We start from the raw sequence: 26,624 nt of genomic DNA, 5'->3' as shown, positions 1-26,624 counted from the left end.
GAGCCGAGCCTTGACGCGTTCGCTTTAAAAGTCCGTGAAATCGTCCGACGCCACGCCCGCGGCGCCAGCGGGGACCGATCTGCGCAACCGGCGAGGCATCGGCCTCGCCGGGCCCCGAAGCTCAGGCGGCACCCGCATGCGGCGCCGGGACCTCCGTGGAGATGGCGTCCACCGTGCGCTGGGGCGGGCTGCCCATTCCGTCGGAGCGCCCGATGCGGATCTGCTGGTTGACGGGCTGCATGTTGCCGTAGGGCGTCGAGAACGCGATCTCGGCGGCATCCCGTCCGACGCCGATGCGCACCAGTCCGTCGAGGTCGGCCTGGCGCGTGGCGTCGAACAGCCACCAGCGCCCGTCGAGATAGGCCTCGAACACCGCGTGGAAATCGCTCGGCACGAGGCCGTGGGCGTAGCAGCTCACGAACCGGGCCGGGATGCCCAGCGCCCGGCAGAACGCCGTGCCGATATGTGCGAAGTCGCGGCAGACGCCGGCGCGCTTGAGCAGGCTCTCGTCGGCGGTGGTCTCACCGTCGCTCGTTCCCGGCTGATAGGTCAGGTGGTCGTGGATCCAGTTGCAGATGGCGTTGACGCGTTGGTGACCCTTGGGGAGCGCCCCGAACTCGGCCTGGGCGAAGGGCGTCAGCCGGTCGGACGAGACGAAGCGGCTCGGCAGCAGGAACGGCAGGATGTCCAGGGGCAGCTGGCTGATCGGCGTTTCGTTGATGGTCGCCGGGTCGGCGCGGTGGACGGTGAGTTCGACCTCGGCGTTGTACTCCAGTGAGAACTGCCCCATCGGCACGTTGACGCCGAGATAGCGGTTCAGGAGATCCGGCGTCGTGTAGATGTCGCGCTTGAGATTGGGTGTCAGGACCAGCGATTCACTGAAGATCTCCAGGCTGCGCAGCTTGGCAACCTCGAGATTGAAGATGAAGGTCGTGTCCGAGAGGATGTTGTACGACAGGCTGCAGCCGAGGGTGTAGCGCATGGAAGCTCCTTCCTTTGTGCCGCGAAAGCTAGCAAGGATTACGCCTTCTCGCCCCGAAGGCTTTGCGCTATCCACCCCCCTGCCCTCCCCATGCGGGACGGCGCGGACGGCTCAGGATCGCGGCAGCAGGATCACCGTCAGGGAGCGTACGCCCTGCGCTCCGTGGATCAGCACGCCCTCAATGTCGGCCGTGGCCGAGGGGCCGGTGTGGAGCACGGCGTAGGCGGCACGGCCGAAATCCGGCCGGCGATAGGCCGCCTGGATGTTGACCAGGATGTCGTCCGGATCGAGCAGCACCACGAGATGCTGGGCGAGGTAGGCCACGGCGTTCACCGTCAACTCGGCCTGCGTGAACAGCACCGAGCCGGTCTCCGCCACGCCGAACACCGCGCGCACGATGGCCACATCCACGTCGGCGAGGTCCTGCGGGCGGGCGACCGCTCCGAGATCGCGGTTGCCAGCGATCTCCGGCACGGCGGAGGCGATGACGGTCGCCGTGTCGAGGCGCTCGCGCACGGCGGCGAACGGGTCCCCGCCGGGAACCGGGGCGGCGATCTGGCCGCCCATGCGCTTCAGGCGCTCGCCGAACTCCGCCACGTGGTCGTCGCCGACGAGGGGGGTGAAGAGCGGCACCTCCGGCAGGGGATGGTCGCCGGCCGGGCGGTTCGTCCGGATGCGCGCGAGGGTGTCGTCACGGGCGCTCATTTGGCGCCGTCCTGCTTGGTCATGCGGTTCTGCTTGTACCAGCTGTGGAAGCTCTGGCGCGGGGTCTCGGGCATCTCGCGGCCCTTCCCCCAGGTGTTGAGGGGATTGTAGACGGCAAAGCGCGGCAGGGCCCTGAGGGCGGAATCGGCCGCCCCGATGGCGGCGCGGTAGGCGGCCGGACGGCTCAGCACCTGGCCCGCCGCCTTCATCATCCCCTGCTTCAGGAGCGGGATCTGGTGCTCCTCGGCCAGCACCTTGCGCCAGGCAAAGATCTGCTCGTGGATGTTGATCTTCACCGGGCAGACGTTGGTGCACGAGCCGTTCATGGTCGAGGAGAACGGCAGGGTCGAATACTTCCGCTTGTTGAAGGTCGGATCGATGATGAGCCCGATCGGTCCCGAATAGGTCGCGCCGTAGGAGAGACCGCCGGAACGCCGGTAGACCGGGCAGGTGTTCATGCAGGCGCCGCAGCGGATGCATTTGAGCGAGGTCCAGAATTCCGCCATGCCGAGGCGTTCGGAGCGGCCGTTGTCGACGAGCACCATGTGCATCTCGGTGCCGGCGCGCGGTCCCCGGAAGTGCGAGGTGTACTGGGTGATCGGCGAGCCCAGCGCCGAGCGCGACAGCAGGCGGATGAACACCCCGAGATGCTCGATCCGGGGGATGAGCTTCTCGATGCCGATGGAATGGATCTGGAGCTTGGGCACGTTGCCCGACAGATCGGCATTGCCCTCGTTGGTGCAGGTGACGACGGTGCCGGTCTCCGCGATGGCGAAGTTGCAGCCGGTCATCCCCGCATCCGCGTCCAGGATGAGGGGGCGGGTGTGCATGCGCTGGCTCTCGGCCAGATAGTGAGCGTCGTCGTTCTCGGGGTCGGTGCCCATGGTGCGGGCGAACACCTCCGCCACGTCGAACCGGGTCTTGTGCACCGCCGGTACCACCACGTGGCTCGGCTCCTCGTTGTCGAGCTGCTGGATGCGCTCGCCGAGATCCGTCTCGATGACCTCGATGCCGGTGCCGGCCATGTAGTGGCGAAAGCCGCACTCCTCCGTGAGCATCGACTTCGACTTGATCAGCGTTTTGGCGCCGTGATCCTTCAGGATCCCGTGGACGATGCGATTGTGGTCGGCCCCGTCCGCCGCCCAGTGGACGTGGACGCCGTTGGCCTTCGCGTTCGCCTCGAACTCCTCGAGGTAGCGGTCGAGGTTCGCCAGGGTGTGGGTCTTGATCTGGGAGGCGAGCTCGCGCAGTTCCTCCCATTCGGGAATGCCGAAGGCGGCGACGTCGCGCTTGCCCCGCAGGTCCCACAGGCGGGCGTCGTGCGCCTTCTGGTGCAGGGGCGCCGCGAGGAAGCGCTCGGCGGCCTCGGCTTGGTCGATGGGCCGGTCGCCGCGGATCTTGGCGCCGCGCGGCTGCGGCTCGCGGGCGATCTTCACCGCCGAAGTTTTCACCGCAACCGGCTTCGTCGCGGCCTCGGCGTGCTGGAGGCGGCGGCCGTCCTGGCCGTGGTCGCTCTCGGGGGCCGTCTCGCGCAGTCCCTGATCCTCGATGCTCATGCGGCGGCTCCGTTGAGGATGCGGGCGATGTGGATGAACTTGAGCGGCGTGCCGAGGCGGGCGGCGCAGCCCTTCTGGTGCATCATGCAGGAGGAATCGGCCGAGACGACGTATTCGGCACCGGCCTGGGCGTGATCGGTCACCTTGTCGTAGCCCATCTTGGCCGACACGGCCGGCTCGAACACCGAGAAGGTGCCGCCGAAGCCGCAGCACTCGTCGGGGCGGCTCGGCGTGACGATCTCGATGCCCTTGACCTTGCTGAGGAGGTCGAGGGGCTTGGAATAGTAGGGTTTGTTCAGTTCCGACGGTCGGGCGTGGTGGATGCCGCGCAGGGCGTTGCAGTTCGAGTGGTAGCCGACCTTGTGCGGGAACGAAGCCCAGGGGAATTCCTCGACCTTCAGGATGTCGTGGAGGAATTCAACGAGTTCGAAGGTCTTCGACCGCACGGCCTTCACGTCGTCCGTCTGCGGGATCGCCGTGAGGTGCTCGCGGACCTGATGCGCGCACGAGCCCGACGGCGTGACGACGTAGTCGAACCCGGAAAAGTTCCTGACGAACAGGGCCTCGGTGGCGGCGGCCTCGGCGTGGCAGCCGGTGTTGGTCATCGGCTGGCCGCAGCAGGTCTGGTCGAACGGGTAATGGACGTCGAGGCCGAAGCGTTCGAGCAGCTCGAGGGTGGCGATGCCCACCTCCGGCTCGAAGGCATCGACGTAGCACGGCACGAACAGTCCGATGCGCATGGCGTTTTTCTTCTTTTCGCGGGCGGCACCGGGACGCCGCCCACCCTGGAAACATTCGAAACGACGTCCCCGGTTTAGCGAAGCAGGTTCGTCTTGGCGAGGTCGAGGACCGAATCCCCGCGCCCGCTCATGACGGCGCGCATCACGTAAAGGCTGAACCCCTTGACCTGCTGGCCGTCGATCTTCGGCGGCATCGACAGTTCCTGGCGGGCGACCACCACGTCGAGGAGGGCCGGCCCGTCATGGGCCAGCACCTCGCGGATGGCGCCCTCCAGTTCGGCGGGGTGCTCGACCCGCACGGCGTGGAGGCCGGCGCCCCGGGCCATGGCGGCGAAGTCCGGGTTGTCGAGGGCGACCCCCGTCTCGATGTAGCCGGCGGCCTTCATCTCCATTTCGACGAAGCCGAGCGTGCCGTTGTTGAACACCACCACCTTCAGGGGCAGCTTCTCCTGGCGCAGCGTCAGCAGGTCACCCATCAGCATGGTGAAGCCGCCGTCGCCCGAGAGCGAGACCACCTGGCGCCCCGGCTGGGCCGCCTGCGCGCCGATGCCCTGCGCCATGGCGTTGGCCATGGAGCCGTGGACCCACGAGCCGAGCAGCCGGCGCTTGCCGTTCATCCTGAGGTAGCGCGCGGCCCAGATCGTCGGCGTACCGACATCGGCCGTGAAGATCGCGTCCTCGGATGCCGCCTCGCTCAGGAGCTTGGTGAGATATTGCGGATGGATCGGACTCTTTTCGGATTTCAGGCCGAACCAGCCCTTCTTCGGAGCGCCTGTGGCGAGGTCGTCGAGGTCCTCGCGGGCCTTGGCGTAGTGCTTGAGCGCGGCGTCGAGATGCTTGCGGTCGTCCTTCGGCGTGAGTTTCGGCATCAGCGCCGCGATCGTGTCCTTCACGTCGCCGACGAGGCCGAGATCGAGCTTGCATCGCCGGCCGAGCTGCTCGGGGCGGAGATCCACCTGGGCGATCTTCGCGTCCGTCGGGTAGAACTGCCGGTAGGGAAAGTCGGTGCCGAGCATCAGCAGGGTGTCGCAGCCCATGATCGCCGCGTAGCCCGACGCGAAGCCGATGAGCCCCGTCATGCCGACATCGTAGGGGTTGTCGTACTCGACGAACTCCTTGCCGCCGAGCGCGTGGACGATGGGGCTTTTCAGGGCCTCGGCGAGCTGCAGCAGCTCGGCATGCGCTCCGGCGCAGCCGCGCCCGCACAACAGGGTCACGCGGCTCGATCCGTTGAGGAGGTCGGCGAGCGCGTCGAGCTCGCGGGTGGCGGGGCGCACCATCGGCTTTCGCGGGATCAGGCCGGGATTCGGCGCGATGCCCCGCTCCGGCGCGTCCTTCAGGGCGACATCGCCCGGGATGACCACGACGGCGACGCCGGAGAGGCCGATGGCCGCCCGCATGGCGTTCTCCAGCACCTGCGGCAGTTGCGAGGGATCCGAGACCATCTCGCAGTAATGGCTGCATTCGCGGAACAGGTTCTCGGGGTGCGTCTCCTGGAAGTATCCGGAGCCGATCTCGGCGGACGGGATATGGGCCGCGATGGCCAGCACCGGCGTGCGCGAGCGGTGGCAATCGAACAGGCCGTTGATGAGGTGGAGGTTGCCTGGTCCGCAGGACCCCGCGCAGACCGCCAGATCTCCGGTGATCTGGCTCTCCGCCCCGGCGGCGAAGGCGGCGACTTCCTCGTGGCGCACATGCACCCAGTCGATGGTCTCGCGTGCCCTGAGCGACTCGGTCAGGGCGTTCAGGCTGTCGCCGACGAGGCCATAGATGCGCTGGACCCCGGCCTGCTCCAGGGTCTCGACGATGAGGTCCGCGACGGTGACGGTCTTCATGAGGGGAATCCTTCTTTGGTGGTCCGAACCGTCCGACCGTCCCCCGTGTTCCGCGCCTGCCCGTCCTTCGGAGCGGGCCGCCGCTCGGGTCGTTGCACCGGTGTTCCACGATGCTATCGTGGTGGACGGACCGGGGGGCGGTCTTTGCCGGGCGCGCGTTCCGCGGCGGACACGCATCCTCCCAGACAGACCCCCTACGAGGCGGCATCCGTGAGCATCAAGGCCGGTGACTACGTCGCGTCCGACGACAACGAGGCGACGCTGACCGTCGAACGGATCGAGGGGGAACTGGCCCTGTGCAGCTGGTTCGCGGACGGCGATGTCGATGGCGAGCGCCACGAAGGCTGGTTCCCGCTCGCGAGCCTGACACTGCTGTAGGCCGGCGCGGACGAGGCCCGCCGAGGCAGCGACCGGTGGACGAATGGCTGGCGACCCCGGTTGGGCTCGAACCAACGACCTGCCGCTTAGAAGGCGAGCGCTCTATTCCCCGTTCCCGGCCTGTTCCGCGCCCTCTCCACAGGGGAAACGCCGCCGATGCCGGACCGCCAACTGCCTGTCCTGGCACCCTAAAACGTAGTTAGAGCCGGTTTACTTCCAGGAGCCTCTTAACCGTTTCGGGCAAAAACCGTTGCGCATCAGATTCTTGTTCGGTTCTCTGAAGTCGTCCTAGCGTCGTCCTAGCGTCGTCCTAGCTCGGACGACCGGAGGGGCCCGTGGCCAGCGAGCGCATCGACATCCGCCAGACCACCATCGAGAAGGCCAAGCGGGATGCCGCGGCCGGGGTGAGGCGGGAGATCAACGACACCGGCTGCAGGGGCCTCGTCCTGCGGGTCCAGCCGACGGGATGCGTCTGGCAGTTCCGGCTGCAGCACGAGGGCAAGGATCGGCGCATCACCATCGGGCCCGTCGACCTGTGGCCCCTGGCATGGGCCCGGCTGACCGGGGCGCAGATCCGCTGGCACGTCACGTCGAACCATGGCGTCCCCGACCCCTACTGGATCAAGGCCCAGCGGGATCACCACGTCTGGTCCGAGCGGATGAAGGAGGCGCGCCCCGAGGACCGGGCCCTCGATCCGGAGCCGAAGGGCCCCCCGGCGATGGCACGCCAGGAGCGGGCCAGGACCTGGACCTATCGCAGGGCCCGCGAGGAATGGGGCCAGCACCTCAGGGCCGAGTGCGCCGCCGGGCACCTCGTCGAGGAGACGGTGACGAACTACCTCGGCATCGTAGGCTCGCCCTCGATGCGCACGCTCGACGACCTACCGGTTGCCCGGATCACAGCCGCCGACGTCGCCAAGGTCGTGAAGGCCCTAGTGGCGGCCGGGAAGCGGAGCCAGGGCAACGACGTCGTCCGGGTCGGGAAGCGGCTGTTCGGATGGCTGGCCCAACCCGATCAGGAAGTGGAATCCGGCGTCGCACCGGGCGTCCTAGACCGGCTCAAGGCGCCGCGCCTCGGCAACGTGAAGGCGAGACAAACCTTCCCGGATCTCGACCGCCTCGGCATCGTCGTGGCCACGTGCCGGAGCGGCGTGCTGAAGCCGGTCCTCGGGACCGCCATCGAGCTCCTCGCGTGGACGTCGCAGCGCCGGCTTGCCATCGTCCGGGCCCGCCGCGAGGAGTTCGAGCCGTGGCCGCTGCATCCCGGCTGGGGCCTGTGGCGCTGCGGGCACCGGAAGACGCCGGGCGCCAAGGCCTCCGGCATGCCGCACACGATCCCGCTGCCCCCGACGGCGTGGACCCGGATGCAGGCCCATCTGACCTGGCTCGACGAGTACGCGCCCGACACGGAGTGGATGTTCCCGAGCCGCCGGCAGCGCCGCCGCGGCCAGCCGACGAAGACCGGCCACGTAGGCAAGGACACCATCACCCATGGTGTCCCCGTCATCCCCGGCGCCGATATGACGCCGCATGCCATGCGCCGGTGCTTCTCCTCGGCGCTCGCCAATTCCGGCATCCACCTGGCGTTCGTGGGCTACATCCTCGACCACGCCAGCAAGGGCTCGGATTCGACCCAAGACGAGAACCGCATGACGAGGCGCTACACCGAGGCGGACCTGCTCGTGTTCAAGCAGCCCGTGATGGCCCGGTGGGAGGAGCTCCTCAAGCCGGCCGCGGCGGCCGCCGTCCTTCTCCCCCCGCGGGAGCTAAAGGCGGAGCTCGTCCGGCTGCGGGCCCTGAGGAAGGGCACGGACTTGGAGAAGGAGAAGGTCCGGATTAAGGGGATCAACGCGCGGATGTGGGCCGAGGGCCAGACGACGAAGCAGCGCGCCCGGGCATCGAAGCAGGCCTGACCCGGTCGCGACCCAGCCGGGCCGCCACCTCCCTCGGACGCCGGCGCGACGCCTCCATGTCCTCGGCGAGGGACCGCCACAGGGCGTCCCGTTCCTCTCCGGCGGCCGCGGCCGCGACGTCATCGTATCCGAGCATTGACCCCTCCATCCTTGAGAACAGATAGGGAACATACGGAACGGTTCACGGGGGCAAGGACGGGATGCGCGAACCCCGGACCCTCCGGGATTTCCCCTACCGCCGGGTGCGCGTGACCTGCGCCTGGTGCCCCCACCGGCGGGGGGATTACTGCATCGAGCGGATGATCGCCCGCCTCGGGCCCGGGGCCAGCCTCGACACCGTGATCAGGCTGATCACCGCGGGCTGCCCGAGGCCGAAGGCGTGGGGGAAGCGTGGGCCGAGCCAGTACATCCCCTGGTGTCGGGCTGCGTTCGAGGACCTCCGGCACGGGCGGCCGCCGGACCGATGATTAGGGATTCCTTCACCACGACCCCACGACAGGCCCAGGGTCACCTTGACCGTGTGAATCGTGAGCTGCGATCCTGCTGATTCCCGAGGCCCGAGAGGCACCGATGAAACGCCGAATAGCGCCCCCCAACAACGAGATCCTATCCCCGGGGGCGTGACGCCGCGTGCGCAGCCCCATCATGGAGGCTGCCCAGATGAAGACCAATCAGACCCACCACATCAATCTGACCCCCCCCAAGGGGACCCTGTGGCTGACCGCTGACCACCATTTTGGCCACGGCGGTTCCATCGGACAGTCCCAGCGTCCCTTCCGCGACGTCGCGGAGATGGATCGCATGCTCATCGAGGCGTGGAACTCCGTCGTCCGCCCCGGCGACACGGTCATCCATGCCGGCGACTTCGAGTGGGGCCACACCCCCGAGCGCACCGCGGCGATCTTCGGATCGCTCCGAGGCAAGAAGCATCTCGTGATCGGAAATCATGACCGGCCGCGGGTGACGTCGCTGCCCTGGGAAAGCGTGCAGGAGAGGCTGACCGTCCACGCCGGCGGTCGCCGCATCGTCTGCGACCACTACCCGATGCGCGCCTGGCCGGGCAGTTTCCGTGGCGTCCTCCACGTCCACGGGCACACGCACGGCTCTCTGCCGGGGACGTCCCAGTCCTGTGACGTCGGGGTCGATGTCTGGGGCTACGCCCCGGCGCGGGTCGAGGACGTCATCGCGCGGATGGAGGCGACCACGGACTTGCCGGAGGAGCGCCTCCGGGCGGCGGACCGAGAGGCCGAGGACGACGTCGCCGAATGAAGAGAGGGCCCCGGATCGCTCCGGAGCCCTCTTTTTATGTGCCCTCGATGTCCCGGGCGATCTGGGAGGCGTCCGCGGCCCGCTCCCGGAGGAGCCGGGCGAGGAGCGGCCCCACCCAGGGCGGGATCTCGCGTTGCCCGGTGGCCCACCGCGCGACACGCCGGGGGTCGACGGATTCGCGAGGGCCCTCGGGATGATGCTCGCCGAGGAGCCTCGCCATCGAGTGCCGCCACTCCTCCGAGCCGTACAGGGCCTCACCGGCTTGGCGTAGGAGATCCGCGGTCAGCATTGGGTGCCGCCGAGCTTGGTGAGGCGAGCGAGACACTTCGGGCACGAGGCCGGCTCCTCGCTCGGGCCGGTCCACCCGACCGAGCGGGTGCCTTCCTTCACGCCGCAGAGCGCCTTACCGTCCGGGCCCTCGGCGACGACGTGGAACACCCGCCCACGGTCCGCTTCGTTGCCGTTCGCGCACCGGCCCATCAGGCGCTCGGACCGCGCGAATCCGCCATCCCCTAGGGCGTAGCGCGGGGCCGCGGCGAGGAAGGCCTCACGCTCCAGGCGGAGGCCTTCGATCCGGGCGGCCTCGGCCCGGGCGGTTTCTCCCTTCTCTTCATCGGTCGGGGGGACGTACGAGGGCAGGCCGAGGCTTGCCCTCATGTTGTGGAACAGCATGTCGAGTGGGCTGGGCATGGCGGTCCCTCAGAACTCGAAGGCGAGAATGGCGCGGCAGTCCGCGTCGGTGGCGTCGCGCTCCTCGTACAGGGCGGCCTCGGCGCGGTCGCGCTCCTCCTCGGCCCACGTCTCGATCATCGCCAGCGCGAGGCGGGCGGCGTGGGTGGCGGCGAGCCGGGCCGCGGCGACGGCCTTGGTGTCGGGCCCCGGAGCGAAGTCGAGGACGGCCCGGGCGGCGACCTTCGCCTCGGCGACGGCGGCCTCGGCCTGGGCGCGGCGGATGGTGAGGGCAGAAATGGTGGTGGTCATCGAGGTTTCCCTATCGTGCGGGCGGCGGAACCGGCCCGTGGTTGGTGATCAGAAGGTGGGGGCGGGAGCGGCGTCGTACTGGTCTTCGAATCGCAGGGCATCCAGATCCACGACGACGCGGAAGGCACCCAGGGCGCCGGGCTCGAACGTATTCCGGTTGTGCTTGCGCGTGGCCTTTGTGGCGATGGCCTTCGGGCTCGGCATCTGGACGACGGACAGCGTGATCTTGCCCTCCATCTTGCCCTGGAGCATCCACCGCTCCCAGGCGTGGCGCGCTTCCTTGGCGGTGTGGGCCGACACGACGAGGTCGAAGTCGTCGTTCCCGTAGGCGTCGCTGAGATAGTAGAGCGAGGGCTCGATGCCCCTGGTGGCCCACATCCGGTCGGCGATGTCCTCGCGCTCGATTCGGGTGAGGCGACGGACGGGATGGCTGATCTTGGTCATGGCGGAGGTTTCCCTGTGGCTGAGCGGCGGAACCTGCTCATCTCCGATGATACCCCTCGGCCGGCATGGCACAATGCCCGCCGGCCGGATTTGGCTAGACTAGCTGCCCTATGAAGGCTGATGGCCGTGGAAGCCCTCAGTTGCCTTCAGCGTCACGAATTCGCGCGCCCCCTGCACGGCCCCCTCGCCATCGTCCCAGATCGCCTTGTCGCGGTGTTGATGCGACGCTTCGCAGTCACCGTAGCCGACCATCAGGAACTCGGCCCAATCCCGGCTCGGCATGCTGAAAGCGATCGCCTCCCCGTCGATGATCGCTTGCTCATCCCCCCCGAAGCCGACGGCCTTATCGAACCCCTTCACCCAGAAAAAGGTCCACTCATCCTGCCTTGCCACGAGAGCCAGGACGTACGGCGCCTTCTCGATGATCGAGGCCATGTACTCCGCCTGCAGAGCGATTGTCGGGAGGCTCCGTTGGGCGTCGATTCTCGCCAGGCCCGCGTTCCACAACTTGACCTCCGCCACTTCGTTGGGCGAGCACTGAAAGGGACTGCAGGGCTCGGGCGGCTCGCTGAGCTCGTTGAGATCCACCTCTTTCAGGAAGTTCTCAAGCCGGATGTCCTCCGTCAATTCGGGGGTGCTGGGATGCGCGATCTGTTGCTTGGTCTTGGACTTAGACTTGGTCTTGGCCATGTTGCTCTCGATGCGTGTGGGGGCGGCGTGTCGGCCGCATGCGCAGGAGGAAGCCCGGACATCCGAAGAATGTGAAGTCGAAAAGGGCTCCATTATTAACGAGAATTAACCCTCTTTTTTGCGTCCCCGCTCTGTAGAGCCGAAACGCGATCTTCACTTATGCTTTACAGATGCCTAACCGGCCGCTCGATTTCGCACGCTTTCCATCAGGCCGGGGGCCTCCGCCTCCACGGACGCCGCCAGTGCCCGGGCCTGCTCGATGAGGACCTCCCGGAGCGTGCGGTCCCCCGCCGGCCGTCCGGCATCCGGGAGGGGCGCCACGTCATGGACGACCCGACACGCTCCCCTGACGACGGGTGGAAGGCGGCGGGGGATGAAGGGTACGATCATGCTGCGTCTTCCTGCGGTGCCCTCGCCAGGGCCTGGGCGAGGCCGATGATGAAGTGCCGGCGCGCCCACGGCGTGAGGGCGCGCGTAGTGTTCCCACCGGGGTACGCCCGCTTCCGCCAGGCGGCCCGGGCGAAGTCGAGGCTCCGGTGCCGGCTCACGATCTCGTTCGTAGACCGGCATACGATGGCGTAACCGCCCCCAGGGTTCCTCGGCATCAGGCCCTCCCGGGGAGCCACGCGGCCTGTTGCGCGGGCGACAGCAGCGAGCAGGCCTCGTCGATCTCGGCATCGGTAAGACGCGCCGGGATGCCCCCGTTGCCGTATCCCAGGGACGTCGCCCAAGGGATGCGGGACAGGTGTGGGAACAGGGCACGGTCGGCCCATCCCGACATCCGGGCGCAATCCTCCCGCCGCCGGGAGTACGTGACGCACCGGGCGGTGCCGTCGTGCTCGACGCCGAAGAGGACCACCGTCCCGTCGCCGAACGGCTCCCTGAGATCCCGCATGCCGTTCAGGAATCCGACGTAGCCCTCGGCCCACATGCGCAGGGCCATCGCGTTGCTCCCGCTGCGGGCGGCGAGCCGAGGGCGGCCGACGCCGGCCCGGGTGCCGACGAACGCCACGAGGCCGGTGGCCTGCCGCTCGTGGAGCAGGTCCACGAGCGGGGTGGCGATCTCCAGGCCCTGCGTCTCCAGCGCCCGGGCATCCGAGATGAGTAGCTCGCGCATCAGGCGGCCTCCTCCAAGTCGGGGGCCGCAAGGTGATGCATCATCAAGTCGACCGCCGCGGGCCCGAGGACGGCGACCGCCTGCCCGAGCAGGCGATTCGCTTCGATGACGCGGCGCACTGCCTGGGCCTGCAGGTCCTCGACCGGATCGGGGGCGGCATCGAGGGGCTCCTCGAAGCTGGCGACGACATCCCTCTTCGAGAGGCCGGGGACTGCGCGGAGGTATCGATCCGGGTCGGCATCGAACTGACGCTCAAGCGCGTCTCCGCCCGCCGAGACGGCCTCCTGCGTCAGGGGGACTGACTGGACGAAGGCCTCGATAACGGCGGCGCCCTCGGGGGTAAGCTCGTACGTCGCGCCCTCGACGGTACCACCCGCCCTGAGGTCAACCCTTTCGTTCGCCGAGAGGACCGTGGCACCCAGGATCTCGCTGCCTATGACGGGCGTCGGGCTGTAGGACACCTTGTCGATCTGCCCGAACTCGGCGTGGCGCTGCGTCCGGATGCTGCCATCCGGCATGCGTTGGGTCACCTCGACGATGCGCCCGGTTGGCACCGACTTGCCGGCGAGGAGGTCCTGAAGCTTGCGCTCGCTGGCCTCGTCGAGGACGTGGATCGCACCCTGGCGCAGGGCGCGCTGCCGAGCGTCGAACAGGGTCCAGATGTTGCCCTGGGAACCATCAGGGGACCCCCTGCCAAGCGCGGCGGCGACCTCCGCCGCGCTGGCATTGGACTTGCGCATCGCCTCCTGCGCGGCGTGGTATCCGACCGTGCCGCCCTGCCTCTCGATCAGGGCCTGGCTCGGGCCGACGATGAAGGTTTGGGGTGCCGGCTCGTTAGGGGCCAGAAACCGGTCTTCCTCCCAACTGAAGGCAGGCCAACACCCTCTGTCCCTCGCCCACCGGCAATCACCAACGGCTTCCTTCGCTGCCTTGGTCACCGTTGCGACGTCGGAGCCCTCAGGCATGAGGATGGCTTTAGAGTAGAACTCGGGCCAGCCAACGCGCACGACATATTCCCGGTCCGTGGAGTTGCCAGTCTCGGGGACGGTGAACTCGGTCCTGAAGTCTGAGGTATCTCTGCGCACGGGGCGCTCCTGTCTGTTGAAGGGATGGCCTTGGGGTGCGCCACTGCCGCCTGGCGCACGACGGGACGATCAGGTGGCGCAGGCGGTGCAGGTCGTCTCCGTGGCCCACCCGCAGCCCTCCTCGCAGGGGTCGTCATGCGAGCAGCCGCAGGACTGGCAGACCAGGCCGATGACGGAGGGGATGCGGAACCGCTCGCCGCCGTCGATCCATTGGCGGTCGTTCAGGCCTCCGTCGCCGAGCACGGCCTCCTGCAGCATGTCGTGCGCCTCGGTCACCGCCTGAATGGCGGCGCGCTCTGCGGGGCCCCCGGCATGCTCGGAGATGCCGCGGGCGATTGCGGCTTCGAGGGCGTAGGCCCCGATCTTGGCCTGATACTCTGGGGTCAATCCTGCCCAGATCGCGGCGCCGTCGAAGCGCGTGTCGGAGATGTTGCTGGGCTTAGCCATGATCGGCCTCCTTCGGTGCGGGTCCGCGGGAATCTCCGTCGATGCCGAGGGATGCCCCGGCCATGGCCAGGACTGCGAACAGGAAGACGAACCCGGCCGAGGCGAGGCCCGCGAACCACGTCGCCACGAGGAGATCCATGCCGTGCCCGGAGGCGACGAACGCGATAATCACGAGGGCGGCCGCGCTGGTGGCGACCCTCCCGGGGCCGCCGGCGACGAGGGTGAGGAAGGTGCGCATCAGCGGAGCTCCCCGGCGTAGCCGTACGTGTCCACGAACAGGTCGCGGAACTCGCACCGGTGCATGCGGGGCAGGAACGAGCGGATCGTCTGCCGGGTGGCGAGCTTCGGGCTATCGGAGGAGAACGGCGCGTCCGCCGCCTCCATCATGCCCGTGTCCCACTCAATGATCGCCGCGGCGAGGCGCAGGGCATCCTCGGCGGTCGTCTCGTGGGTCAGGGGAACGGTGAAGGCGTTCGCCGCCACGACGTGGATGACGCGGACGTAGTCGTCACCGAGCTTGGCGATGCCGGTCGTCACGTCCGGATCGAGGGGCCCGAGGGCGAGGCTGTCGTCGAGGTTGAGGCTGATCTCGCCCACGGGGCGCACTCCTTATGTCTGGGGGGATGCTCGCGATGGTGAGGCGACCCTGCCGCCGGGCGCGTCGACGGGGATGTCTCAGGCGGCGACGGATTCGGGATCGGCGTAGTAGGAGGCGACCATCTCGGCGATCCCCGGCCCGTCGAGGATCTCGCGAACCTTCGCGATGGCCGCGATCAGGCCGGTGGCATCCTCGATCCCGACCTGCTTCGCGAGATCCTCGATCTCTTCTTTGTCACCGGAGAGGTCGAAAACGGCATCGAGCCCGATCAGGGCCTGAAGTGCATCCGTTTGGGCAAAGTGGATGACATTGATGCCCTTCCGCTCAAGGCGTTCCAGGATGCGAGTTGCGACCTCGCTGGCCGGGCGCTTGCCCGAGGCGGCGACTTCGCCGGCGATGTGAGAGAGGGCCTGCTCGCGCAGTGTGGGCTTGCTCATGACTTCCTCGGGGGATGTGGGTGGAAATCTGGATGGCCACACTCGCCTGGCGCGTCGACGGGGATCTCAGCAGCCCGGCGGCGGGAGTGCCTCGGCACGACGGACGGCGGCGTTGAATTCGGAGACGTCTGGGCGGGTCGGGCCATCGTCATCCAAGCCCGCCACCACGGCGGCAAACGCCTCTTCCTGCGTCTCCGGCCGGGACGCGGCGGCCCGGGCCTCGACGAGGGCGCCGTCGATCCGGCCGACGGCCCAATGCGCCGCCTGCAGCAGCCCGGATTCGACCTCGCGGATCGCCTCGGCCAGTGCGCCGCCGCCCCGACCGCCGGTCTTCGAGCGGGCCTCGATCAAGGCTTCCTTCAATCGCTGGCGGGTCTGTGCGGCATCGAGGCTGACGAGGCCGTCCACGAAGGAGCGGGGAGCGACCATCAGGACGCCCTCGCTACGAGAACGGTGGTGATGCCGAGGGCCGCCAGGATCGCACGGCCCGCGGCGCGCCTGCCCGATAGGACGGAGGAGACGTCCGAGGGGGAGACGCCGACGCTTTCCGCCCAGGCGCGCTGGCCGCCCGATTGAGCGACGGCGTCCCGAAGCAGCGAGACGACGTCCTCGCGGCTGACGACAGTGATCGGCGCGGCGACAGCCGGCTGCGGCATGTGGAGGGCTCTCTCGACCTATGTCCTGGAAGTCGAACGACGCCGCGTCAAAGTCGCGATCCCGTCCTGTCGGCAAAATTAGGGCCTGGCACGATTCGTTGCAAGGTGGCAAAGTTGCAAAGTGGGCAACTATAAAAGTGACAAGAAGTTTGTCACTTTCTTCATCGGGTGATTCGACCGATGGCGGCTCGCCTATCCTTCGACTTTTAAAGGATTGCTTGTTTCATTCTTGCCTGGGCTTCGGCCTCGGGCGCGTCGCCAAAGGATCGCGCATGCCCATCTTCACAGTGCCCAACGACGTCCTGCTATTCCCGGTCGCGGTCAGGAGCGGACGCCTGGACGTCGGCGCGCCGTTTCCCACGCTGGAGATGACGCGGACGGAGACGGAGGACAGGATCTTTCTGCGGCGAGTGATCGACGTCTCCGCGGCGGACGGATCATTCGTGTTCAAGCGCGACCGGCTGCACGGGGGCTCACATCATCGCCTCGTGGGCGGCGAGCTCGTGAAAACGACGTACCGCGACGCCCTGGACGCCCTTGATCCGGAAGGGGCGGCCCGGCGCCGCTACGAGGCGCGCATCAAGTTCCTGCCCCGCAAGCCGCGCCGGTTCACGCTGGCCGTCGACCGCGCAGACGATGAGTGGATCGTGGGCGACACGTATCCGGACGAGCACTGGGATGGGGCGTACGTCGTCTGCACGCAGCGGGCCGGCCGGCAAGTTTGGTACAGGGCTGCCTCATACGAGGAAGTCTACGCCCTCGGCATCCGGCCCTGATCCGTACGTACGCCTGGTGCCATTCATAGGCGCCTGGACAATGGAAGACGTCACCCGAAGAGAAGGATCACCACACATCATGCGCCAGATCGCACGCCTCATCGCTCTCATGATGGCCGCCATGGCCACCGTCCTCCAGGTCGTCCTCGAATCCGGAAAATGGGTTCTCCGGACGGTCCGGTCCGCGTTTGCCCCGCCCGTCGGAGCCGGCGCCGGCATCGAGGCCGCCCTGGAGGACGGCTCCGACGTCGGTGCGCAGATCGCCACCGCGGCGCAGGCCCCCGCCCCGGCGGCCGCCAACGACGCTGGATTCCCGATGCCGCTCCTGCCGGAGGCCCCCTACGACCCGGCCACCGATTTCGGCGAGATCGCCCGGTCGTACATCAGGGCCCGGGTGACTTCCCGCCCCGAGCCGGATCTGTCGATGCTGGACGAGACGACGGAGTCCTGGCTGCGGGCGCTGACGCTGGGCGAGTGCCAGCGCCTCGCCACGACGCCTCCCCGCAGGCTCTCGGCACACATCAGGGGCGATCATTTGTTCCGCGGGCTGGCCCCCTGCCACGTCCGGAACCCTGCGCTGCCCGCGCTGCTGATGGCGGACACGGACGCGCCGGACGACCGCGACCGCGAGATCCTCGACGACCTCGCCGACGCCCCCGAGCTCGTGCCGGGCTACCAAGCACCCTGGGCATCCCGGGCCGCCTGAGACCGCCACCACCCCGGAACACGAAGGCCCGCCCCTCCCGGAGCGGGCCTTTTTTCATGCCTCGAAGCCGTCCCAAGATTTATTGTCGCACCCCCTATTTTTCGCTTGTGCTACCCCCTGTGCACACACGGAAGCATCACATGTGCGCACCGAATGCTACGTGCGCACGCCCTCATGCCGCCCGGAGACGGCCCTCTTTTTGGGCCCGGACGAGACGGCCCTCGGCCTCCAGCGCCCGGCTGCGCATGGCCGCGAGCTCGCGACGAAGGCGGGCGGCCTCGCCTTCGTGCGCGGTGATCTCGGCCCGGTAGGCCAACACGAGACGCCCCAGGACGCCCATCACGCGGAGGGCGCGCTGGACGGCGGTCTGGTTGCGCTCGGCCTGGATCTCGTCGGCCTGAGCCTGGAGGGCGATCCGGTCCTGCGTGGCCCTGTGGAGGACGCCGGCTAGACCCTGGCCGCCGAGGTCGAACGGGGTGACGATGCTGTGGGGCGTGATGCTCATCGGGGATCTCCTCGGGCTGGCGTGGAGTGACGATCCCAGCTCACGATTCGGTCGTCCAGCTGCGATTCCCACCGTGATTAAGCAGTCCCTGGCCCTGAGTGCGCAGACCCCCAACTTTTGAGATGGCCTGCAGGTCTCGTGTTCGTATGTGCTGTAGCGCCCCGTTACTCCTTCAGTCTGTAACGGGAAATCCGCGTTTGGTAACGCGAAGTCCCGGATGTGCGTACTCCCTCAATGCATGGCGATGAAGCCGATTGGGTCGCTGAAGGCGGCGTCGGCCGTGGCGCTTGTCGTCAGGGTGAGGATGTCCCCGGGGACGACGTAGACGGGGTTTCCTGAGGTCGTGGTGCAGGTGGCGACCTTGCTCCCGGCCGCGAATGCCACGGTGCCGATGGCGTTGCCGTTGAGGGCAAGCGTCAGGGTCACCGCGGCCGCCGGGGCGGTCCCACACTTGGCCTGGCTGCCGTTGAACGAGGTCGACCCGGTCTGGTTGGGCCCGATGAAGCCCACGCGCGACACCATCCGGCGCACGAGCAGCGCGTTGACGGCGGGCTTGCCCACGACGGCGAAGGGGAACGGCTCGATGGTGGAGACCGTCAATTGCCCCCACGGGAATTGAAGCTGGCCACCTTTGAGGATCGGGCTGCCGTTGGCGTCCGAGATCGGCGCGCCCGGCGTCGACCCGGCCGGGGCGGGATCGAACAATTGGAATCGTTCCTCCTAGGCGACCTGGACGACGTCGCCGGCGTTGTCGGCCACCAGCGCGCTGTACGTACCCCTCTGGGTCTGGGCGGGCTGGCCATCGTACACGAGGGGCAGCAGGGCAGCCGAGGCGATGTCAGCCGCATCCGAGGTGTACGAACGGCTGAAGAAGCCCACGAATCCCCGCGCCACGGTTGACGAACCCTGGACGCGGACGAGGTCGCCCAGTACGTACGGGTTTTCGCAGTCCAGGTCCCGCAGGAGCGACGACCATACCATGGCGCCCGAGGCGGCGGCCGAGCATTTTTGATAGCTTGCGGCGTTTGCCGACGCGGACATACCTGCGTCGAACGCGCTGACGCGGGCCCCGCTCGGCTGGCACCCGGAAGGTCGGGGCCTCATCGCCGACCTGGAAGCGATGGACTACTCCTCTCGAACGGTGTGATGCAGCACCATCTGCTTATGGCGACGGCAGCGCGGAAGCGGACCGTTCACTCCCCGCCTGTCCCGGTCACGGAGCGGACCGGCTGATGCCGACCCAACCCGGTCGTAGATGCGGCCGCAATGGCCGTCGGATTGCGGACCACAACGACCGGTCTTCTCGGAACCCGGACGAGGCGAGATCTCCTCGTCCTATCGCCGTGGAAGACTGTGCAGCGCCTTCAGGAAGGCGTCCACGTCCGCGCGGGTGTTGTAGAAGGCCAACGAGGCCCGCACCGACTGGTCGACGCCGAAGCGGCGCAGGGCGGGAAGGGCGCAGTGATGCCCCGAGCGCACCGCGATGCCGCGTGCGTCGAGATGGTGGGCCACCGCCTCGTTCTCGTGCCCGTCGATGACGAAGGACATCACGCTCGCCTTCTGGCGGGCGGTGCCGATCAGGCGCAAACCCTTTACGTCGGCGAGGCCGGCCTGCGCGTAGTCCAGCAGGTCGTGCTCGTAGGCGGCGATGCCGGGCAGGCCGACCCCTTCCAGGTAGTCGAGGGCCGCGCCGAGGCCGACCGCGCCGGCGATGTCGGGCGTGCCGGCCTCGAACTTCTCCGGCGCACCCTTGTAGACGGTCTTCGCGAAGGTGACGTCCTCGATCATGTGGCCGCCGCCCTGCCAGGGCGGCATCGCCTCCAGGAGGTGCTTCTTGCCGTAGAGGGCGCCGATTCCCGTCGGCCCGAACACCTTGTGGCCGGAGAAGACGAGGAAGTCGGCATCGAGCGTCTGCACGTCCAGCGGAATGTGCGGCGAGGACTGCGCCGCATCCACCAGCACCGGCACGCCGTAGGCGTGGGACAGCGCGATGATCTCCCGGACCGGGTTGATGGTGCCGAGGGCGTTCGCGACGTGAGTCACCGAGACGATCTTGGTGCGGCCCGAGAGCAGGGCGGCGAACTGCTCGAAGATGATCTCGCCGCGGTCGTCCACCGGGATCACCCGCAGGGTCGCGCCCGTGGCCTGGGTCAGGAGCTGCCAGGGCACGATGTTGGCGTGGTGCTCGATCTGGCTGACGATGATCTCGTCGCCCGGACCGATGTTGGCGCGGCCATACGTGTTGGCCACGAGGTTGATCGCCTCCGTGGTACCGCGCAGGAAGACGATGTCGTCCTTGGAGGGCGCGTTGAGGAAGCGCCGGACCTTCTCGCGCCCGCCCTCGAACAGGTCGGTGGAGCGCGCCGCCAGGGTGTGGGCGGCCCGGTGAATGTTCGAGTTGTGGCGTGCGTAGAACTCGGACGTGGCGTCGATGACGCTCTGCGGCTTGTGGGTGGTGGCCGCGTTGTCGAGCCAGACCAGGGGGTGCCCGTTGACGCTCTGGTGGAGGGCCGGGAAGTCCTTGCGGACGCGCTCGACATCGAAGGGCGCCGCCACCGGGCTCGACCCGTAGGAGGTCACGCGCGGGGCCGGCCCGCCGTGTCGCGAAGGCTCGGCGCGCGGGGAAGCATGCGGCTTCGAGGCGTGCCGGGACTGCGTCTGGGTGGAATCCGAGAGGAAATAGTAGTCGCTCGACGCGGATGCCGGATTGCCACCCGTCTGCGCCAGATGGGCGGGCTCGCCCGAGAGGCGCCCCGTGCGCTGGAAGTTTTCCTGGGCGAAGTCTTCCTGGGAGACGTCGCCGCCGCGCTTCGAGGGATCGGCCGGCACGAGGCTCGGTGCGATCGCGTGCGCGAAGGCGTTCGCGCGCGGATGGTCCTGCGCGATCGTCCGGTGCAGGTCACGGCCGCCGGGCAGGAAGGCGGCCACTTCCGGCACGGTGGGCACGAAGAATTCCGGCAGGCCGTGCCGGGCCGATAACGGATCGGCGAGGGGATGGACCGAGGGGATCGTCGCCGTGTCGAGGAAGCCGGCGCCCGCCGGCGCGGGCGTGGCGCCGAACGGGTTGGCGGCCGACGGCCCGGTCAGGCCCGGTAGCCCGACGCTCGGGCCACCGACGTTGCGCGCCCCGAGGGCCCTGCCGTCGGGCTGGAGGCCCGACGGCAGGGTGCCCGAGGGCGTGCCGATGGCGGCACCCGGAAGCGATGGCCGCCCGGGGGCCTGGGGAAGGCTCTCCAGCTCCTGCGGAACCTGCGGCGCGGCCGGCAGCGCAGGGGCCAACGGCGCGGACGCCGCCTGGCCCTGTCCGTAGATCTCGCGGGCGAGGCGCCCGACGAGGTCGGCATGCGCCAAGGAACCGGCGGAGTCGCCGGCCGCGCCCGTGGGGAGGCCGAAGGCGGACGATCCCAAGACGCCGGCCTCAGGCGTAGTCATGGTAGTTGCCCAGGAGCACGTTATCGAGGCGTGCGATGGCATCCTCCACCAGCACGGCGGCGGAGAAGTAGCGGGTCACGAGGTGCGAGGCGATGGAATGGTCGTTGGTGCCCATGTAGCGCACCGACAGGCCGGGCTCGATCTCGCCGGTGACGCCGGATTTCTGCAGGCCGACCACACCCTGCTCGCCCTCGCCGACGCGCAGGAGCAGGATCGAGGTGGTTTGCGCCCCAGAGACCGGATCGGTGTCGATCGGCAGCTTGTCGCTCGGCACGAGCGGCACGCCGCGCCAGGTGATGAAGGGCGCGCCGAACAGGTGGATCACCACCGGGGGCACGCCGCGGCGGGTGGCTTCCCGGCCGAAGGCCGCGATGGCGCGGGGATGCGCCACGAAGAAGGCGGGCTTCTTCCACACCAGCGTCAGCAGTTCGTCGAGGTCGTCCGGGGTGGGCGGGCCGCCACGGGTGGGGATGCGCTGGCGTCCGCCGACCTCGTTCAGCAGGCCGAACTCCGAATTGTTGAGCAACTCCCACTCCTCCCGCTCCTTCACGGCATCGACCGTGAGGCGGATCTGCTCGCGCAGCTGGTCGATCTCGTTGGAGTAGAGGTCGGTGACGCGGGTGTGGGTGTTGAGGATCGTCTGGATCGTGGAGAGGTGGTACTCGCGCGGGTCGATCTCGTAATCCACGAAGGTGGTGGGCAGGCGCGGCGCGCCGGTCTGCACCGCGAGCAGTTCGATGCCCTGCTCGCCGTGGCTGTTGGTGTGACCCCTCAGGCGGTCGCGCTCCTCGACATACTGCGCGATGCGGTTCTTGACGGCGTCGTCGTCCAGGGCCGCCCGGTCGAGGGTGAGCAGCGTGACGGCCGAGAGCGCCTTGACGGCGGGAGCGGGCTGGCCGTCGCCCGTGAGGGTGTCGTCGCCGAAGAAGTCGCCGCGGGTGGCGAGCCCCGAGCGCAGCCGGTTCTGGTACGGGCCGGACAGGGACAGCTCGATGGTGCCGTCGGCGACGATGGTCAGGCTGCGGTCGCCCGCGCCGCCGTCCGAGATCGTCTCGCCGGCTTTGTGCTTGCTCTCGGTGAACCGGTCGGCGAGGGCCGCGAGTTCGGCATCGCCCAGCCGGCTGAACGGCGGAACGGCGCGCAAGGAAGCGGGGCTGATCGCGCGCGCCTTGTCGGCGGCGGCGAACGCGATGCGGCCGGGCTTGGCCAGCACGACGGCGCGCCGGTTCACGCGGTAGACGCCGCCATCGACGTTGACGAAAGGCAGGAGCCGCAGGAGCCAGCGCGGGGTGTTGGCGAGGTTCTGGACTGACGTGACGGTCGCCGTCGATAGATTGCGTGCTGCGGATGCGCCCACGCTCTGCCCCTGTCCGCTCATGGTTGGTCGTCTCCGTCTGGATTGTCGGGTGATGCCGTGCGCATCCGGCCATGGATCAGCGCGAGCACAGTCGAGCGACTGCGCGTTCGAAGACAGCGCTGCGGTGAACACCGCAAAATCCTGTCGTTCCCGGCATGATGACTTGCACAGCGCCGGATGTGATGCGGTTCTAACCGTGGCTGTGATCGAGCGTCAACGAAAAGATATTCTATATTTGAATGCTTATGAGACTTAATTAGCCTATGAATGATAAATCGCGAATAAGCATGCTGCTTTACTGTACGATTGGAGAAAATTGCTATCGGAAATGAGGGGTCCGGGGAAACGGTTGGCGCAACCTCGCCGGAAATCCGTGCCGTCCGGCCCCCACACCTGTCAGATCCCGTCGCCGAAGAACTGATCCATGGTCTGGGCCGGGTCCTCGGCCGCACTGATGCGCGATACGACGCGGGCCGGCACGCCCGCCACGGTGGTGTGGGCCGGCACGTCGTGCAGCACGACCGCCGCGGCGGCCACCTTCGCGCCCTCGCCGACCCGGATGTTGCCGAGCACCTTGGCGCCGACGCTGAGGAGCACGCCGCGCGCGATCTTCGGGTGGCGGTCGCCACTCTCCTTGCCGTTGCCCCCCAGCGTCACCGATTGCAGGATCGAGACGTCGTCGGCGATCACCGTGGTCTCGCCGATGACGACGCCTGTGGCGTGGTCGATGAAGACGCCCGAGCCGATCCGCGCCGCCGGGTGGATGTCGGCGCCGAACACCTCCGAGATCCGGCTCTGGATGTGCAGCGCCAGGGTGGCCCGGCCCTGGTGCCAGAGCCAGTGCGCCACCCGGTACCCCTCCAGGGCGGCGAGCCCCTTGTAGAACAGGAAGGGGTCGAGGTAGCGCCGGCAGGTCGGGTCGCGCTCGCGGATGGCCACGAGGTCGCGCACCGCGTGTTCGCCCGCATGCGGGTCGGCTTCGAAGGCCGAGAGGCAGAGGTCGCGGGTGGAGAGCCGCGCCAGATCGCCGTCGCCGAGGCGATGAGCGAGGCGGTAGGCGAAGGCATGGATCAGGCTCGGCTGGTCGAGGACCGTCGCCTGGATGATGCCGGCATAGAGCGGCTCCTCGATGAGGGCCGCCTCAGCCTCGGCGCGCATCGCCCGCCAGACGTCGGAGCCGGCCGTGGTCTGGCTCACGCTGCGCAGGGGCGGGCGCAGGAGGTTGCTCGGAACGCGCGAGGCCTGGCTGCCGGCGGTCATGCGGATCGGCTCATGCGGATCGCGAAGTCCGGGCGGCGCGCGGCGGCATCGGCCTCAACCGACGCGCTGGAAGAGAGCGGCGATGTAGCCCACGAGGAGCCCGTGACCCTCGAACTGCACGTCCACGACCTGCGCCCCGTCCCGAGCCGGCAGCACGTCGACGATGCGTCCGGTGGCGTGGCGCCAGATCCCGAGGGCATCGGCCACGTCGAGCCGGGCGAACACAACCTGATCTCCGAGAACCATCGTTTTCTCCGGTCTGTACGTCGTCGCTCGAGGAGGGTGGCGAGGGGGTGCCGGTGGCGCGGTCCGGGGTCCGCGGACGGACCTATGCGGGGCACGGACGGGAGCGCCGCGCCTCGGGGAAGTGTGCCGATCCGGGGCCTCTAGGGTCAATGAGAGCGGTTTCCAAAGATCGGCCGCCTCCGGGCACAGCCTTCCTCCCGAACGGGTCCCGGGAGCAGGCTTGTCCTGCGCGGCCGATTCCGGCCGGCTCAGCGGGCCGGCACCGGGATGTCGGGGCGCGCGTCCCCGGTGAAGCCGTGCCGGTTCGGCATCGCCACCGCCGGGAGCGTGCCGGCATCCAGCACGGCGTTCTCCGGCAGGAGGCCGTTGAGGCGGAGGACGTCGGCGCTCAGGGCGTAGGTCTCGTCCGAGCCGAAGGATTGCGGCGCGTCGAAGGGCATGGCGCGCCGGATGTCGTCGAACAGGGTGGTGGCATAGGGCCAGTCGCTGCCCACCGTCCGGACCGGCTTCGGTGTGGGGAGCGAACCCTGGCCGCCGGCCAGCGCATCGGCGCTGCCGCCCTCGCCCTTGCCCTCGCCCTTGCCCTTGCCCCCGTGGCAGGCCGCGCAGCGCGCCCCGAACAGGGCGGCGCGGTCAGGCTGGGCGTAGCCGGTCGTCCATGGTCAGGACGAGGGGGCGCTCCACCAGACCGTGGATCGCCAGCCGGTGGCGGTCCGGGTCGATCGCCGGGACGCCAGCATGGTGACGCTCGAAATGGAGGCCCTTCGGGGTGATGATCCCGTGCAGATGCTGCAGCGGCGTGCCGTCGAGGCCATCGGCGAGGCGAAGCAAACCGCGTCGATGCGCGGGCCGGCGCAGGGCTTCAGGGGGCATGGGACGAAATTCGGACGGCGGTGAGGACGATCGGGGCACGGAGGCCGCACGCGACGGTGCGCGGGAGGGCCGGATCAACGGTGCCCCGAAGACCGGCATTCCAGCGTATCCATGCGGGGCGATCAACGAAACGGTCTTTCCATCGTCGGCGGACAGCGAGAGAAATAGCCTCTGGACGAGCCGGCTCCGGGGTGAAATTCTTGCCAGGACGTTCGATCGGGCTCCGGTCCCCGCGGCGGGCGCAACGCCTGCAGATCGGACCGGCGAACGGAAGCGGTACTTCCCCGCATCGCAGCGAGGTTTCCGGCGCTAATATTGTGTGTCGGGAGAAATACCCTCCGGAAGCCCGAGCGTGAAACACGAACAGTCTCCGGCGCGATCGGAATAAAGACGACGCTTTTATTGACCCAATCCGGACACAGGATACCATCCCCGTCATCGATCCAGGGCTCTTTATCGACCCGAATCACCTGGATTGTCTTCAGACAAGGCAGCTTCTCCAGACATGTCGGCGGCGGATACGATGACGACCAGGCAACAGACCTTCTTCTCGCGGCGGCTGACGGGTGCCTTGCTCTGCGGGTTGGCCCTGTGGGCGTGGCTCGCTGGCGCCGCAGCGGCGGCCGAGGGCCAGTTGCGGATCGCCAAGCAGTTCGGCGTCGTCTACCTGCTCCTCAACGTGGTCGAGGACCAGAAGCTCATCGAGAAGCACGGCAAGGCGGCCGGCCTCGACATCAAGGTCGACTACGTCCAGCTCTCGGGCGGTGCGGCGGTCAACGACGCGCTGCTGTCGGGCAACATCGAGGTGGCCGGGGCCGGCGTCGGGCCGCTCTTCACCCTCTGGGACCGCACCCGGGGCCGGCAGAACGTCAAGGGCATCGCCTCGCTCGGCAACTTTCCCTACTACCTCGTCACCAACAATCCCGCGGTGAAGACCATCGCCGATTTCGGCGAGAAGGACCGCATCGCGGTCCCGGCGGTGGGCGTGTCGGTGCAGTCGCGGATCCTGCAATGGGCCTCGGCCAAGCTCTGGGGGGACAAGGAGTTCGCCAAGCTCGACCGGATCAGCGTCGCGGTCCCGCACCCGGAGGCGGCGGCCGCGATCATCAAGGGCGGCACCGAGATCACCGGCCATTTCGGCAACCCGCCGTTCCAGGACCAGGAGCTGGCCGAGAACCCCAAGGCGCGCATCGTCCTGAATTCGTACGACGTCCAGGGCGGCCCGTCATCCTCGACGGTGCTCTACGGGACGGAGAACTTCTACAAGACCAGTCCGAAGACCTACAGGGCCTTCCTGGACGCCCTCGACGAGGCGGCGAAGTTCATCACCGAAAATCCGCAGACGGCGGCCGAGATCTACATCCGGACGACCAACAGCAAGCTCGACACGGGCCTGCTGAAGACGATCATCACCAACCCGGCCGTGACCTTCAAGGTGGCGCCGGAGAACACCCTCGGGCTGGGCCAGTTCATGCATCGGGTCGGGGCGATCAAGTCCGCGCCCCAGGCCATCGGCGATTACTTCTTCGCCGATCCGCGCATCACCACCGGCAGCTGAGCGGCCCGCCGTGATCTCCGCCGCCACCCTGTCCGACCTGTCCGTCCTGGAGTTGGCCGAGCCGCGCCCGCGCGGCTT

32 protein-coding genes and 2 pseudogenes are annotated in these 26,624 nt (G+C 68.5%); 6 read left to right on the top strand and 28 right to left on the bottom strand.

From position 1 onward, the window contains the following. Positions 1-121 precede the first annotated feature (121 nt). The 5 genes from MKK49_RS09830 to poxB all read right to left on the bottom strand — a co-directional run bounded on the left by MKK49_RS09830 (position 122) and on the right by poxB (position 5,818). On the bottom strand, positions 122-982 hold the full coding sequence (locus MKK49_RS09830; RefSeq protein ID WP_244028029.1) for a transglutaminase-like domain-containing protein: 861 nt from the start codon (positions 980-982) through the stop codon (positions 122-124). A gap of 111 nt (positions 983-1,093) precedes the next feature. Then, positions 1,094-1,687 (bottom strand): lactate utilization protein C, encoded by a 594-nt coding sequence (locus tag MKK49_RS09825; RefSeq protein WP_244028028.1) that lies wholly within the window; start codon positions 1,685-1,687, stop codon positions 1,094-1,096. Further along, positions 1,684-3,243 carry a lactate utilization protein B gene (locus tag MKK49_RS09820; RefSeq protein WP_244028027.1) on the bottom strand — a complete coding sequence of 520 codons (1,560 nt, stop codon included), beginning with the start codon at positions 3,241-3,243 and terminating at the stop codon, positions 1,684-1,686. The genes MKK49_RS09825 and MKK49_RS09820 overlap by 4 nt, the downstream gene beginning before the upstream one ends. Beyond that, complete coding sequence (locus MKK49_RS09815; RefSeq protein ID WP_244028025.1) at positions 3,240-3,983, bottom strand: (Fe-S)-binding protein; 744 nt, start codon at positions 3,981-3,983, stop codon at positions 3,240-3,242. The genes MKK49_RS09820 and MKK49_RS09815 overlap by 4 nt, the downstream gene beginning before the upstream one ends. 74 nt (positions 3,984-4,057) lie before the next feature. Then, positions 4,058-5,818, bottom strand: coding sequence for a ubiquinone-dependent pyruvate dehydrogenase (poxB, locus tag MKK49_RS09810; RefSeq protein WP_244028023.1), 1,761 nt, complete (start codon positions 5,816-5,818; stop codon positions 4,058-4,060). 210 nt (positions 5,819-6,028) lie between these two features. Between poxB and MKK49_RS09805 the strand changes: the two genes are divergently transcribed. The 3 genes from MKK49_RS09805 (at position 6,029) to MKK49_RS09795 (ending at position 9,378) form a co-directional block, all read left to right on the top strand. Further along, positions 6,029-6,196: a hypothetical protein gene (locus tag MKK49_RS09805; RefSeq protein ID WP_244028021.1), complete on the top strand. Its 168-nt coding sequence runs from the start codon at positions 6,029-6,031 to the stop codon at positions 6,194-6,196. 335 nt (positions 6,197-6,531) lie between these two features. Beyond that, positions 6,532-8,109 carry an integrase family protein gene (locus MKK49_RS24640; protein WP_313899155.1) on the top strand — a complete coding sequence of 526 codons (1,578 nt, stop codon included), beginning with the start codon at positions 6,532-6,534 and terminating at the stop codon, positions 8,107-8,109. 660 nt (positions 8,110-8,769) lie between these two features. Further along, positions 8,770-9,378 (top strand): metallophosphoesterase family protein, encoded by a 609-nt coding sequence (locus tag MKK49_RS09795; protein WP_244028020.1) that lies wholly within the window; start codon positions 8,770-8,772, stop codon positions 9,376-9,378. Positions 9,379-9,660: 282 nt separating this feature from the next. Here MKK49_RS09795 and MKK49_RS09790 read toward each other — a convergent pair whose 3' ends face one another. The 14 genes from MKK49_RS09790 to MKK49_RS09725 all read right to left on the bottom strand — a co-directional run bounded on the left by MKK49_RS09790 (position 9,661) and on the right by MKK49_RS09725 (position 15,833). After that, the gene (locus MKK49_RS09790; RefSeq protein WP_244028018.1) at positions 9,661-10,068 is read right to left on the bottom strand and encodes a hypothetical protein; all 408 of its coding nucleotides are present in this window, start codon (positions 10,066-10,068) and stop codon (positions 9,661-9,663) included. 9 nt (positions 10,069-10,077) lie between these two features. Then, positions 10,078-10,359 (bottom strand): hypothetical protein, encoded by a 282-nt coding sequence (locus tag MKK49_RS09785; RefSeq protein ID WP_244028016.1) that lies wholly within the window; start codon positions 10,357-10,359, stop codon positions 10,078-10,080. Positions 10,360-10,407: 48 nt separating this feature from the next. Further along, complete coding sequence (locus tag MKK49_RS09780) at positions 10,408-10,803, bottom strand: hypothetical protein (RefSeq protein ID WP_244028014.1); 396 nt, start codon at positions 10,801-10,803, stop codon at positions 10,408-10,410. 108 nt (positions 10,804-10,911) lie between these two features. Continuing rightward, positions 10,912-11,493, bottom strand: a complete 582-nt coding sequence (locus MKK49_RS09775) for a hypothetical protein (RefSeq protein ID WP_244028013.1) — start codon at positions 11,491-11,493, stop codon at positions 10,912-10,914. Between the two features lie 174 nt (positions 11,494-11,667). Beyond that, positions 11,668-11,883 (bottom strand): hypothetical protein, encoded by a 216-nt coding sequence (locus tag MKK49_RS09770; protein ID WP_244028012.1) that lies wholly within the window; start codon positions 11,881-11,883, stop codon positions 11,668-11,670. Next, the gene (locus MKK49_RS09765; RefSeq protein ID WP_244028011.1) at positions 11,880-12,041 is read right to left on the bottom strand and encodes a hypothetical protein; all 162 of its coding nucleotides are present in this window, start codon (positions 12,039-12,041) and stop codon (positions 11,880-11,882) included. The genes MKK49_RS09770 and MKK49_RS09765 overlap by 4 nt, the downstream gene beginning before the upstream one ends. 56 nt (positions 12,042-12,097) lie before the next feature. Further along, positions 12,098-12,610, bottom strand: a complete 513-nt coding sequence (locus tag MKK49_RS09760) for a hypothetical protein (RefSeq protein ID WP_244028010.1) — start codon at positions 12,608-12,610, stop codon at positions 12,098-12,100. Further along, a complete protein-coding gene (locus MKK49_RS09755; RefSeq protein WP_244028009.1) occupies positions 12,610-13,695 on the bottom strand; it encodes a hypothetical protein in 1,086 nt (361 codons plus the stop codon). The genes MKK49_RS09760 and MKK49_RS09755 overlap by 1 nt, the downstream gene beginning before the upstream one ends. Positions 13,696-13,764: 69 nt before the next feature. Further along, positions 13,765-14,142: a hypothetical protein gene (locus MKK49_RS09750; protein WP_244028007.1), complete on the bottom strand. Its 378-nt coding sequence runs from the start codon at positions 14,140-14,142 to the stop codon at positions 13,765-13,767. Next, positions 14,135-14,380, bottom strand: coding sequence for a hypothetical protein (locus MKK49_RS09745; protein WP_244028006.1), 246 nt, complete (start codon positions 14,378-14,380; stop codon positions 14,135-14,137). Before MKK49_RS09745 ends, MKK49_RS09750 begins: the two co-directional genes overlap by 8 nt. After that, positions 14,380-14,739 (bottom strand): hypothetical protein, encoded by a 360-nt coding sequence (locus MKK49_RS09740; RefSeq protein ID WP_244028005.1) that lies wholly within the window; start codon positions 14,737-14,739, stop codon positions 14,380-14,382. The genes MKK49_RS09745 and MKK49_RS09740 overlap by 1 nt, the downstream gene beginning before the upstream one ends. Before the next feature lie 78 nt (positions 14,740-14,817). Next, on the bottom strand, positions 14,818-15,177 hold the full coding sequence (locus tag MKK49_RS09735) for a hypothetical protein (protein ID WP_244028004.1): 360 nt from the start codon (positions 15,175-15,177) through the stop codon (positions 14,818-14,820). Positions 15,178-15,243: 66 nt separating this feature from the next. Further along, complete coding sequence (locus MKK49_RS09730) at positions 15,244-15,606, bottom strand: hypothetical protein (protein WP_244028003.1); 363 nt, start codon at positions 15,604-15,606, stop codon at positions 15,244-15,246. Beyond that, complete coding sequence (locus MKK49_RS09725; protein WP_244028002.1) at positions 15,606-15,833, bottom strand: transcriptional regulator; 228 nt, start codon at positions 15,831-15,833, stop codon at positions 15,606-15,608. The genes MKK49_RS09730 and MKK49_RS09725 overlap by 1 nt, the downstream gene beginning before the upstream one ends. A gap of 272 nt (positions 15,834-16,105) precedes the next feature. Between MKK49_RS09725 and MKK49_RS09720 the strand changes: the two genes are divergently transcribed. Both MKK49_RS09720 and MKK49_RS09715 read left to right on the top strand, forming a co-directional pair. After that, complete coding sequence (locus tag MKK49_RS09720; RefSeq protein ID WP_244028001.1) at positions 16,106-16,609, top strand: hypothetical protein; 504 nt, start codon at positions 16,106-16,108, stop codon at positions 16,607-16,609. Positions 16,610-16,688: 79 nt separating this feature from the next. After that, on the top strand, positions 16,689-17,315 hold the full coding sequence (locus MKK49_RS09715; protein ID WP_244027999.1) for a hypothetical protein: 627 nt from the start codon (positions 16,689-16,691) through the stop codon (positions 17,313-17,315). Between the two features lie 172 nt (positions 17,316-17,487). On the opposite strand, the gene MKK49_RS09710 is transcribed toward MKK49_RS09715, so the two are convergent. The 9 genes and pseudogenes from MKK49_RS09710 to MKK49_RS24785 all read right to left on the bottom strand — a co-directional run. Then, positions 17,488-17,820, bottom strand: a complete 333-nt coding sequence (locus MKK49_RS09710) for a response regulator receiver protein (RefSeq protein ID WP_244027998.1) — start codon at positions 17,818-17,820, stop codon at positions 17,488-17,490. A 231-nt stretch (positions 17,821-18,051) separates the two neighbouring features. Then, positions 18,052-18,525, bottom strand: coding sequence for a hypothetical protein (locus MKK49_RS09705; RefSeq protein ID WP_244027997.1), 474 nt, complete (start codon positions 18,523-18,525; stop codon positions 18,052-18,054). A gap of 15 nt (positions 18,526-18,540) precedes the next feature. Next, complete coding sequence (locus MKK49_RS09700) at positions 18,541-18,714, bottom strand: hypothetical protein (RefSeq protein ID WP_244028125.1); 174 nt, start codon at positions 18,712-18,714, stop codon at positions 18,541-18,543. Positions 18,715-19,155: 441 nt separating this feature from the next. Beyond that, positions 19,156-21,252 carry a family 2A encapsulin nanocompartment cargo protein cysteine desulfurase gene (locus tag MKK49_RS09690; RefSeq protein WP_244027996.1) on the bottom strand — a complete coding sequence of 699 codons (2,097 nt, stop codon included), beginning with the start codon at positions 21,250-21,252 and terminating at the stop codon, positions 19,156-19,158. After that, positions 21,239-22,630 carry a family 2B encapsulin nanocompartment shell protein gene (locus MKK49_RS09685; protein ID WP_244027995.1) on the bottom strand — a complete coding sequence of 464 codons (1,392 nt, stop codon included), beginning with the start codon at positions 22,628-22,630 and terminating at the stop codon, positions 21,239-21,241. Before MKK49_RS09685 ends, MKK49_RS09690 begins: the two co-directional genes overlap by 14 nt. A 375-nt stretch (positions 22,631-23,005) precedes the next feature. Beyond that, positions 23,006-23,869: a serine O-acetyltransferase gene (cysE, locus tag MKK49_RS09680; RefSeq protein WP_244027992.1), complete on the bottom strand. Its 864-nt coding sequence runs from the start codon at positions 23,867-23,869 to the stop codon at positions 23,006-23,008. A 54-nt stretch (positions 23,870-23,923) separates the two neighbouring features. Beyond that, positions 23,924-24,115 (bottom strand): hypothetical protein, encoded by a 192-nt coding sequence (locus tag MKK49_RS09675; protein WP_056180629.1) that lies wholly within the window; start codon positions 24,113-24,115, stop codon positions 23,924-23,926. Between the two features lie 248 nt (positions 24,116-24,363). Then, positions 24,364-24,741, bottom strand: a pseudogene (locus MKK49_RS09670) (c-type cytochrome); the annotation flags it as partial. A 16-nt stretch (positions 24,742-24,757) separates the two neighbouring features. Further along, positions 24,758-24,988: pseudogene (locus MKK49_RS24785) on the bottom strand (sulfite dehydrogenase); the annotation flags it as partial. A gap of 523 nt (positions 24,989-25,511) precedes the next feature. Here MKK49_RS24785 and MKK49_RS09660 point away from each other — a divergent pair. Further along, positions 25,512-26,546, top strand: coding sequence for an ABC transporter substrate-binding protein (locus tag MKK49_RS09660; protein ID WP_244027990.1), 1,035 nt, complete (start codon positions 25,512-25,514; stop codon positions 26,544-26,546). Positions 26,547-26,624: the final 78 nt, after the last annotated feature.

Origin of the sequence: Methylobacterium sp. J-090, assembly GCF_022829345.1 — a bacterium.
Lineage (GTDB): Bacteria > Pseudomonadota > Alphaproteobacteria > Rhizobiales > Beijerinckiaceae > Methylobacterium.
This window is presented reverse-complemented; position numbering and strand designations above follow the sequence as displayed.